Source organism: Desulfatiglans sp. (assembly GCA_012513605.1).
Classification (GTDB): Bacteria; Desulfobacterota; DSM-4660; order Desulfatiglandales; family HGW-15; genus JAAZBV01.
The window spans coordinates 37,198-48,544 of record JAAZBV010000104.1; the positions used below are offsets into that span (position 1 = coordinate 37,198).

Annotated in this window: 8 protein-coding genes; 7 read left to right on the plus strand and 1 reads right to left on the minus strand. The window is 46.3% G+C overall.

Going from position 1 to position 11,347, the window contains the following annotated elements:
• Positions 1-384: 384 nt before the first annotated feature.
• The 7 genes from GX654_14435 (at position 385) to GX654_14465 (ending at position 11,024) form a co-directional block, all read left to right on the plus strand.
• On the plus strand, positions 385-2,649 hold the full coding sequence (locus GX654_14435) for a hypothetical protein (protein ID NLD38061.1): 2,265 nt from the start codon (positions 385-387) through the stop codon (positions 2,647-2,649).
• On the plus strand, positions 2,649-4,877 hold the full coding sequence (locus GX654_14440; GenBank protein NLD38062.1) for a hypothetical protein: 2,229 nt from the start codon (positions 2,649-2,651) through the stop codon (positions 4,875-4,877). The genes GX654_14435 and GX654_14440 overlap by 1 nt, the downstream gene beginning before the upstream one ends.
• 4 nt (positions 4,878-4,881) lie before the next feature.
• A complete protein-coding gene (locus GX654_14445; GenBank protein ID NLD38063.1) occupies positions 4,882-5,454 on the plus strand; it encodes a hypothetical protein in 573 nt (190 codons plus the stop codon).
• Between the two features lie 52 nt (positions 5,455-5,506).
• Positions 5,507-7,270, plus strand: a complete 1,764-nt coding sequence (locus GX654_14450; protein NLD38064.1) for a hypothetical protein — start codon at positions 5,507-5,509, stop codon at positions 7,268-7,270.
• 154 nt (positions 7,271-7,424) lie between these two features.
• Complete coding sequence (locus GX654_14455) at positions 7,425-9,989, plus strand: sel1 repeat family protein (protein NLD38065.1); 2,565 nt, start codon at positions 7,425-7,427, stop codon at positions 9,987-9,989.
• 73 nt (positions 9,990-10,062) lie between these two features.
• Positions 10,063-10,722, plus strand: coding sequence for a DUF1566 domain-containing protein (locus GX654_14460; protein NLD38066.1), 660 nt, complete (start codon positions 10,063-10,065; stop codon positions 10,720-10,722).
• A gap of 224 nt (positions 10,723-10,946) precedes the next feature.
• The gene (locus GX654_14465; GenBank protein ID NLD38067.1) at positions 10,947-11,024 is read left to right on the plus strand and encodes a hypothetical protein; all 78 of its coding nucleotides are present in this window, start codon (positions 10,947-10,949) and stop codon (positions 11,022-11,024) included.
• Between the two features lie 38 nt (positions 11,025-11,062).
• On the opposite strand, the gene GX654_14470 is transcribed toward GX654_14465, so the two are convergent.
• The gene (locus GX654_14470; GenBank protein NLD38068.1) at positions 11,063-11,347 is read right to left on the minus strand and encodes a monovalent cation/H(+) antiporter subunit G; all 285 of its coding nucleotides are present in this window, start codon (positions 11,345-11,347) and stop codon (positions 11,063-11,065) included.

Consider the following 11,347-nt stretch of genomic DNA (forward strand, 5'->3'; position numbering starts at 1 on the left):
AACCGGGTTTACAGGCGGTTACCTGTAAAAGGATACGGCATTCCGCTTAAACAATCTTTTTATATTCGATGGTGTAACGCCTGTCCAACCCCCTATTCTGCTTTATGATCTTGGCGGAGATATAACCTGCATGGTCAACCTTGATGAAGAGACAGAGAAGCAGATAATTGCTTCGCCAGAAATAATCCTCTACGGCATGACTGTATTTTTTTTTCAAGAAAAGTGATGAAAAACCGATAATACAGATAAGATAATAGAATATGATAAGCTTATTTCTCCGGCAGACGGTAAAGAGTCTCCTGACAGGAACAGCACACGCTGACGAGTTGGAAAAATACTGCAATGACTGCAAAAGTGCAAACAAAGGAGATATAAAGAAAAATAATGAAAACCTTCATAGAAAAACATTATCTTCAGTTGCTGCTGATTATTTTTTTTAATTCAGTTATAGCATTACCAGCCACGAGCAGCGAAACAGGCAAAACTACTGATCAGGCCAGGCAGATCAACGATATAGAAAACCGCCTGGAGGAGCAGACCGAAAAGACCATTCGGCTTGAGAAGATGCTTGAGGAGGAACTCAGACTTGCCATAATCAGGCGCAGGGAAAAATTAAGACTGGAGATGATGGGTTCATCCCTGCTTTCCGAAACCGAACTGAATCAGCGCATTCATGATGCCCGCAGCATTGCGGCCGCATCCGGAAAGGATATTTCAGCAATCAACTCCTTATTTGAGATTGCCGGCGATATTATCAAGAGGGCGGATTTCAAAGCCGTGGGGCTTGACGATGTGGAGGCGGATCTTACAGTGACGCAGAAGATATCCGGCCTTATTGAGACAGGTATCACAGAGGAAGAAAAGGCAGCTCATGCCAGGGCCAGGGTGCAGGAATACAAATCCATCATGTACCGGAGGCTGGTCGAGACATACATAAACTGTCTGCTGGAGGATGACCCGGCTAAAGGCGTGCTATATTTAAGGTCATATTCAGAGGCCATACGAAGCATACAGTCCGGCGATTCTGATGCCCTTGCAGCCCAGGCAGAAGATATAGCCGCATCGCACCAGCTTGCAGCGGATCTTATGTCGGGAGTTCCTCTTCTGGGTGACGCGATAGACTGGATTTCAGTTGCAACAGGCGAAAACCCCATAAGCGGAGAACAGCTTGAGGGGCTTTCCTGGGCCGTAACCGCGGGCATGAGCGCTCTTGGGCCGTTAAGCCTGGTTATAAAAAGCTCCCCCGCAGCCCGGAACTGGATGGGCCAATTCGTTGAAGGGGCGCGCAACAGTCCTGAAAAATTAGCCAGGGCCCTAGGCAGTAGCACGGAAAATATAACCGCTCTCGGCAGAAAGCTGGATGACCTGCTGGGGACATCACTTAAACCCAAGATAACAGAATCAGCCTTCACCACGCCGCAAATGATAAAACAGACCGGAAAGATATGGGATGATGTCAATAAAGCAGCGGCAGAGTCGATTAAAGACCTGGCTGAAAAGATAGGCCGTACAGGCGATATCGATTCACTGCTCAAAGACCCTGATTTTCTCGCCCTGTACCAGAAGGTACGCTCCAACCCCAGATCCGTGCTGACCCTGAAGAACAGCAAAGATGAAATCCTGAGAAACACTATCTTTGATTTTGAAGCCCGTCTGTTCGGAGACAAAAAAATCATCGGTGCAGTGGATCAGAAAGCAATTTCATCGATCAAAGATGATCTGTCCAGGGCTCTTAAAGGCAGCGGGGAAGGATTAACCGGTGATATGAGTACAGGGATGGAGCGCATCAGGAAAAATATTCAACAGAAGGCGGCAGGTTCAGGGAAAACAGCGGATCAGCTTCTGGATATAAACGATCCTTCAAAATGGGATATTGAGGTCTACAGTGCATCCAATAAAATTCCTGAACGCGGGACCATCGGCAGTGACCGCGATGTCACCTATCTTATTAAGCTCAAAGATGGAAACGGCTCTATTGAAATGCCTGTGGAGCTTGTTAGAGAAAGATATGCAAAAAGCCTGTATGAGCATCTTAATCCGGGAAAGGCTGCGCCCGATTCTTCGGAACTGGGCGACTGGCTGACCGGAATGGATCATTCGGTTGTGGATGGAATGCAGACCGAGGCATATTCTGTCCGCCATACCGGAAAACATAAGCTTGTTGAGGTTGTCAAAGGCAATGACATCAAAATTGACAGGGTAATAGATAAGCCTGACATGGAGATAACCGATTTTCTCTCCCTGAAACACCAGGCCGAACCCGGAGGCGTGGTTGCAGAAGGGATCAGCGACACCTTTCGATACAAGGGCAATGAAAGGTTTGACAGGGCGGCAAAGGCATATCAGAAAGGTGATACCGCAGCAGGGATGATTAATGAGGCAGAGGGGATGCGTCAGATTGTAAAACAATATGACAACCTCATCAGCGCCAATGTGTCTCTTAAAAATGCAAAGCTTTCGCCCTTTATGGAGGAAACACTGAATCTTATGAGGCAGGTGGAAAAAGGTCAACTTTCTCCTGTTGAAGTAAAGGCCAGACTGGAGGTTATGACAGGGGGGCTTCCTCCGGATGAGGCACTGGAACTTATGACCGGAAGGATTGCCGAGTTCTATGAGGCGCTTCACAAACTGGGCACGGGGGGCTTGTAATGAATAAGAGACTCCTGTTAATTCTGTGTTTTTGCCTTATCAGTCCCGTATGCCTGCCTGCTGGCGCTGAATCGGAATCAGCAGTGTATCGGTATGACAAAGATAACTCATCTGCATCAAATCCGGAAATCGACATTGCTGCTGTTGAAGGTATGATTATTCAGAATGAGGAAGAGCTTGTTAAACTGGAAGAAAGGCTGGAACAATTCAGGGAGAGTTCTCCCTCGTTTGAGGATGTTCGCGGTATTACTCCGGATCTGTATTCCATTCAGGCCCGCATAGAAGCGATAAAGCTTAGTCTCATGTCCTTAAAAGAACAGAAGCCACGATACCCGGTCGAGCCGTTTGAGATCAGGGCATCCCTTGAAGACTATGACGGACCGCCTTTATCAGGTCCTGTGCAGAATGGCGATATCATAGCATTTCAGGCGGATATACAGTTTCCTGCATGTGAGCCGGCATCATCCTCCCTTATCTGGCAGATCTATGATGCCTCAGGCTCCCAGATTCCGGGGCTGACCAGGCAGGAGCGCTTATATGAGGCGGATACGATCCGCAATTTTCGTTTTCGCATTCAGCTTGAAGAGATGGAAGATGGTGAATATGCGGTCGGCCTGTTCCACAGCTATTCTGATAATCCCGATCAACAGACCAGCGCCCGGTATTTGTTCAGGGTAACTCAAACCATAAGGATAGACCGGATTCTGGTGACAGATGATCCGGAAAGACAGGAACACAGCCCGATTATTTCGCCTGATAAAGATCCGCTCCTCTATGCCTATTACAGCCTCGGCAAGGGCGTTGACAGTGCAACCATCGCCCTTTCGGCCATAGAAAAAAATACCGGCAACATAATAGATACTGTTTCAGTGGAAAGACCGAGGCCCGGAGAGACCGCCCCTTTTCGTGTGGGTTTGAGAATCCCCGCGAATATTATGCCTGCTGAAACAGAGATTATTGCCGAGGCAAGGATAACCACTTCCGACGGCAGACAGCATTCGGCAGAGATACCCTTTAAAAAAGAACAATACGGCCTTGTATTAAATATACCTAATAGTGTTAAATCAGGCGAGAACAGGCCGTTTTCCATATCTGTTCCACAAAATTTCAAAGAACCTTTTACCGTTGATATTAACGCCACAGGGAAAGGATTCAGCCTTGGACATGTCCCCGGATCACTGGAGGGAACGATAGGCGGCATTGCCACCGGGGCGTCAGAACTCGGCAATATCACAGTGACTGTAACAGATGTTGAAGGAAGGAAGGCGACAGCACATTCAGGAGTGTTAATTGAGCCCTCAGATAAGGCAATTCAGACTGCCTCTCCTGCCGGGCAGGTATCAGCGGATGTCACTCCCGTTCAATCCACTGTCCGGGTAAAGAAGCACGATATGGTAACATCGGATAGTAAAAAATTACCGGCAGCCTGTATAGCCTGCACCGAGTATTTTATCTATCTGTGGCCGCCCTATGATGATGAAGAGAAAATCAATCTTGACGGAGATTGGGATGCCAATTTTTGGGGCCAGGACAGCCTGCCAGACATTACAAATGAAAACGGTTATGAGAATTGTGAGTGCTCCTGGAATCCGGCGCCTGATAACGGCCGTCTTGGTCTGGTTGAGGTCAGTATCTCCGGTCATAATTTTTATATGCGCCGTGAGGCTGCTCAGGATCTTGAAAAGGCGCTCACAAATCCTGACATAGAATATTATTTTGAAAGATATGACAATTATGAATATATCAGGTTAGATCGAAGACAAATTGAAAACAATAAATATCGAATGCCGGATACGGTTATTTACAAGGGGAAACTCAGCGGGATTTCCATATCAATCGGCAATAGAATTATCACATCCGTCCGGGCAGCAAGCAGAGAGACAGGCAGAGAACGCTGGACAAAGATTGCGGATGAAATTTTATCATATATTATTCCTCATGATATATCAGCCCAACATCCACAGGTTTTCCAGAATATAAGACAGGAATTTCTGGCTATGAATTCCGAAGACTATCAAAAACTCGGCCGGATGTCTAAACCTGAACTGACTGACTACACAGAAAAAACAACAAAGCAGTTGGCAGAAACGCTTTATAACCAGTTTATGGGCGCGGACCACAATCCCATTCTGGAAAAGCTTATACGTCACATGTATACAAACAGCCTTATTTCACAAACCCAGATGGAAGCTTACACCAGGAAAGAAGTGAGAAACAGAAGGCGGTAGCCGTATGAATGGATCTGCATTAAAAAAGAGTTTCAAGTTTATAACACTTACAACCATATTCTTTATTATCGCCCCTTTTCATTTCTCTAAAGCAGTAATGCCTGCGGATCATTACCGCGAAATGGCGGAAAATTCAAAGATCAAGGCCATAGCTGTCATAAACTCAGTGAAAGTCATTAAAAGGACAAGACAAAACAATCATAAACGAGTGGAGTTTGAGCTGAAACACGCCTTCAGTTCCGATGTCCCCTCAACCTTCAGCGGCGTCTGCTATTCCGTTGACCATTTCTGGCAGAAACCCGGAGCTGGCGGCACTATATATCACTATCCGGTTAAGGGTTCCACGGTGTTTGTCACTATAGCCGCTGACGGCGGATATATAACCGGCATGGTCACCCTTGATGAAGAGGCAGAGAAGCAGATGATTGCTTTCCCCGAAAGAATCCGCTACGGCATGACCGGGGCCTTTTTCAAGAAAAGTGATGAGAAAACCGATACAGATAAGACAATAGAATATGATAAGCTTATTTCTCCGGCAGACGGTAAAGAGTCTCCTGACAGGAACAGTACACACTGACGAATTGGAAAAACACCGCAATAACTGCAAAAGTGTAAACAAAGGAGGTATAATGAAAAACAATATGGTCATTAAAATGAGTACAATTTTAGTTGTTATTCTTACTGTAATTTTTCCCATAGATGGAATCCTGAAAGCGGAAGCCGCGAAAAAATCTGCTAAAACGGCAACTTACGAGGAATATGTAACCGGGGAGTACCTTAAACAGTATGAGGGAATCAGTCACTCATTCAGCAGGGACGGCAGTCGCATGTTGACGAAATGCACGCGTACAGTGAATTACATAATAGAAGATCACTTTATTCTTTGGGATTTTGACCTGAACCTTAATACCTATGTAATAAACGGGACACTGCCTTTCAATGAGTTGGATCTTGCAGTGTACCTCTCGCCTGATGGTCAGTACGTGGCGGTTCTCAGGGCATCGAAAAAATTCGACCCTGAAAAAGGGGTTGATCTGGCCAAACACCGGACAGACATCCTTCGTGTCAGTGACGGTAAGAGGGTGCAAAGATTTCCCATTTATATGCACAGCATTTCATTCAGCCCTGATAATGCAATGATCGCCGGAACAGTCATCAGGCCCCCTGATCGCGGTACAGGCGCGGAGCGATCGGATAACTTTGAAATTCACTCTGTTGAATCGGGAAAAAGGATAGCAACCCCGCAAAAGGTGGGGGCAATCTATACACCCGCAATCTTTGATCCCCGGAATAGGTATCTCGCGGTTTCAGGAACTCTCATCCTTGATACAAAAAACTTTTCAGAGGTAGAACAATGGCCCAAGACAAGTCTTGCTGCTGTCAGTCCGGATGGCAGCCATATTGCGCTCAGGGTATCTGAAACACAAATCCGTACTTTTAAAATGAGAGACTACGCGGGGCAGTGGACCGAAGTAGGTGCCTTTGAGTGTGTCGGTGCCCTTTCATTCGGTCCTCAAAATACCCTCGCGGCTAAAGCCAGGGAGTATGATCTGGAGGGGACTGAAATACGGTCGTTTTCCTCGGGCCATTATCCTGTAAGGGTATATGTAAAGGATGCGGACACATGGTTCGGTTTTAATAATGACAGGGTATCGCGTGAGCAGCCAATTTCGGAACGGTCCCTTCAGGCGGCCGGCCTGGTATCAGAGGGAAAGCGGCTTTTAAAGGCCGGGTTTGACGACCTGGGAGTGGAGAAAATAAAAGAAGGCATAAGGCATGATCCTGACCTGTTTGAGTTTATTACATGGTTATCAGGAGGGACCCTTGATCTTGGCCTGAACCTCGCAGGGCAGGGAGGCATTCTGGCCCAATTTATTCAGGCTAATCCGAATTACTTTTCGGGTTATTACATCTACGGCCTGCTTGCATCAGCAGCGGGTCATCCCGGTCTGGTTGATCAGGCCGTCCAGAGGATTCGCCAGTTGGGTCATGAAGCCGAGCATCCTTTAACCAGACAACATGCCGAGGAACAGGCTCTCATCCTGGAGGCTCTGAATATTGCAACCCGGGATTCTCAGGACAGCGCATACCGGTACCTGGTCGAGCTGGGGGTAAAGCTCGATCCCGGAGATTTTATTGATGAAGCCCTGGCTGAGAACTTTCTTTTTCCCCTGTTTCAGGATCGGAAGAAACTGATGTACATTCTGGATGACGCCCCTGAACCGCTTTTGCCCAGACCCGGGATGAGGCCGATCGTACCTCAGCCATTTCCTGACCTGGACGGAAGATTGATTGATCCGGCATCGGTTAATACTGTGCGGGATCAGCATCCTGAAAATGTGAACAGGCTATTGGATAATAAATCACGACAAAAGGGAAGAGTGCTTGATTGACACAGACAATCTTCTGTGCAGCAATGAGTCTTTTTCATTTTGCGGCGGTTATATTATGGTACAGAAAATTAAAATCAAGGGTTGGCGCAATCTTTGCTATATATTTAAAAGGCTTTTTTAACTCTACTGATTATGTGATCAACAGGGAGGTATAATGAAAAACAATTACAGGATTTCGCTATTTGCCACAGGAACATGGCTGTTTCTGTTTTCTATTGTGTTATTTGCTCCTGACTGCCCTGCTGCAGACAATTCAGGTGCAGAGACGATTGATGAGGAGACAATAGCCCGGTATCAGGCGGAAGCTGAAAATGGCAAGGTCGAATCGCTGTTAAATCTCGTTAAAAAGGGCATTTCTATTATACCTTTTGCTGATAAGGGCAAGGCCGAATCGTTGTTCAATCTCGGTAAATTGTTCATGGAAGGCAAAGGCGTTGAGAAGGATTACACCGAGGCATTAAAATGGTTTAACCTTGCCGCAAAGAAACGCTATGTCCCTGCGTGGGTTGAACTGGGAACCATGTATGAAGAAGGTCTGGGAGTAAAAAAGGATGAAACCGAGGCTGTCAGGTGGTACAAGAAGGCCGCCGATAAAAAGGACGCAGAGGGACAAAACAAACTGGGGCTCATGTATTATAACGGCCGGGGTGTGGCTAAAAATGATGCCGAAGCCCTTAAATGGATTCAAAAATCAGCGGAACAGGGATATCCAGCAGGGCAGACCAACCTGGGAATTTTCTATGTCAACGGCACGGGTGTTAAGCAGGATGACAAAGCAGCCCTGAAGTGGCTTAGTCTGGGGGCCGGTCAGGGCTATCCAAACGGACAGGCAATGATGGGCTGGATGTATCTCAACGGCCGGGGGGTAGCGAAAAATAGCAAGGAAGCATTGAAATGGTTTCGCCTTGCAGCCGGGCAGGATTACAACTGGGCAAAGGAGCAGATAAAAGAGCACTTTAATTATGATGCACTGGACGATGACACACCGGTTACATATGAAGAGCACCTGAAGAACCATTCTCTTGAACTGCTTAAATCTTACACGTTTGATACTGTGGTTTCAAGCGGTGCTGGAAATCGGGTAGTGACTCCTCTGGCGGGAAAAGACAAATCTGAAAGCTTTACAGGCATGAGTGTATGGGAATATGACAGCCGCAAGGAGACCTTTGTCAAACACCCCTACAGATTCATTCACAAGTCCGAGTATGTTTTTCCTGTGGCCCTGTCATGGGATGGAACAATAATGGCCTATAAAGATGATAAAATAGACGCCGTTGTGCTTGTAAATATGGATGAAAACAGCATCATTAGAACCATTAAGTATGATAATATAGTACACAAGATTGCCATCAGCCGTGATAACAGGACCCTGGCACTTTATGAGGAAGAATCTCAGGGAGACAGATACATTCCATACCTGAGCGCCTACTCTGTGACTCAGGGGACACAGCTTGCCAGAAAAGCCATAACTGAAGGCGTTTCTGTATCGAGAATGTTTTATTCTGATAATGGAAGCCTTATAGTGGGGCATTATAACAAGAACGATGAAGGTGGTAGCGTTAGCATTTATAATGACAGACTTGTAGAATCCAGGATAGTCCTGTCATATGACAAAGATAAAATAAACAGTATTTGTGGAATTAATTTCGAGGGAGATTTGCTTCTTTTATCGGAAATCGACACAAAGTATGAGGAGGGCCAGACAAAAATATTTAACATTAATTCAGGACAATTGGAGGAAAATACCTATCCGTTTATGAGCAGTGTTACATTCGGCCCTGGAAACAGGTTTATTGAACCTTCTTCCGGTGCGGAATATATTCTTCGCAATGATAAAGTGCTGACCTTGCGGTTTGGCGATCTCGATTTCCGTATCACCAAGGGTTGGGTATATGTTTCCAGCGCAGAAAGCTGGTTATGTTTCATCGAGGACAGGATTATTGTCATGAAACCTGCAACAGACAAACTGATTCAGGCCATGGCTGAGGTTGAAGAAGGCCGTGAACAGCTTAAAATAGGGTTTTACGAACCGGGGGCCGCAAGGATAAGAGGCGCCGTAGCTTTATACCCTTCCGCCGATCTCATTAATGAGACCGGCTTTTACGCAGAACTCGCGGATGAAAAGGCGCCTCTGCGTTATATTGGTGAGATTCTGCTGGCCCTATACGAAGAGATTTTGAAAGATGAGAAAAATATAAAGGAGCAGGCAATCACGAACGCGGTTGAAAGATTGAGGGATTATGGCCTGTTCGCTTCTGCTGCCGGTCATGCGGACCTTGCCATGCAGGCGGCAGGAAGAATCCGCTTCCTGGAAGGCAAATATCGCCAGGATGCTCCATGGGACAGGCTTATGATAAACGCAGTGGCCCTTGAGGGGCTCTACATGGCTGCGACACAGTCCCTGGACAGCGCCTATACTCATATATTGAATCAGGGAGGGCTGGTAAAGGACGATTATAAGGCCGTTGTCAATTCTATAATCAATTACAGGGCGCGCAATTACTGGTCCGTCCTTTATTCCGACCGGAAAAGGCTTGCCTACCTGTTAAAAATGGACATTTCGAAGGTTCCCACAGTCGATGCCAGACCTGTTTCTCATCAGCCTTATCCTGATCTGAATGGAAGAATCATAGAATTTTCTATAAAAGCGCCTGACCGAATTATGCCGGAAGAGAAGAAAGAGGAGGTTTCACCCCCCAAGGCGAGGATTCTGGATTAGGGTTAATATTAATTCCATTATTCGGGGCTATTATCTGTTCAGGACTTTTTTATTAAACAGGAGAATGTAAATTATGAAAAAGATATCAAAGATATTTATGCCGGTGTTTATATTTTTATTGGTGCTTGTTTTTGTATCTGTTGCCCCATATCCCGTCATATCACAGGAACCCCCAATCTTTGCCAAAAACCATGGACCCTATTATGTGGGTGAAAGGGGGCCGGCAGGCGGATGGATTATCTATGACAAGGGGAATGATTCGGACGGCTGGAGATATATGGAGGCCGCTCCTGAAGACCAGACCCCCGACAGTTGGCGTCACAAGGGCCTTGTCAGATGGGGCTGCAAACAGGCGACCCCGGGCGCACGTTACACTGCCATTGGTACAGGCATGCTGAACACAAAGGCCATGCTGGAGAAATGCGATGAACCTAAGATTGCCGCGCGATTGTGCGCAGACTACCGCGGCGGTGATAAAGACGACTGGTTTCTGCCGTCAAAGGATGAACTGAACCTGATATATGTAAATCTGGTTCAAAATAACATCGGAGGGCTTCGGGGAGGTGAATACTGGAGTTCTTCAGAAACCACAAACGGCCGTCATGCCTGGCAGCATAACTTCTCATCAGGTCTTCAGCTCTATGCGGGAAAGCACCCAAAATATCGCGTGCGGGCTGTACGGGTCTTCAAGGATGAAAAAGCGGGTACATCTTCCCGCCCTGGGATCCGATAATGCGGCAATTGAAAACGGTAAAAATGATGGTAACAATTTTTCATTTTTTGTTGGCTGGATGATTTTTAAGGGAGAAATAAAGGGTGATGCAATTGAAATTAAGATTGATAGAGAAGATAGCCGCCATATGCATCCGATAGCGGGTTAAAAAAGAATAGTAATTACAGGATATACGTTGAAAAGCCTGCGTTATTTGTATTTACGTGAAAACAAAAGGATTTCTTATGGGGCAGGTTATGAAGCTTTCAAAGGGTAAGGTAAATCCAAAGGTGGTAAAGGAGCTGCTTGAAAAAAAGCTATAACTATCGTAATAGGGGCTTTCAGCTTTCTAAGCCCCGTTTCACCGGTCATCTTTTTCAACCATCGCAGATTTTGCAATTACAGAGGCTGCAAGAGGGGCGGTCAGGTAAATAAAGGCAACAAGCAGAATGGCTTTGACTGTGATCTGCCATGTTGCAAAGTAGAGGCCCAACCCTGAAAGTATCAGTAAAAGGCCAAACGATGTGGCCTTTGTAGCGGCATGAATCCTTGTCATCAGGTCAGGCAGCCTCAGTAAACCAATGGCAGCAACCAGTATAAAAAATGTGCCGGCAATAATCATTATTGCTGCTGTTATCTCCACCAT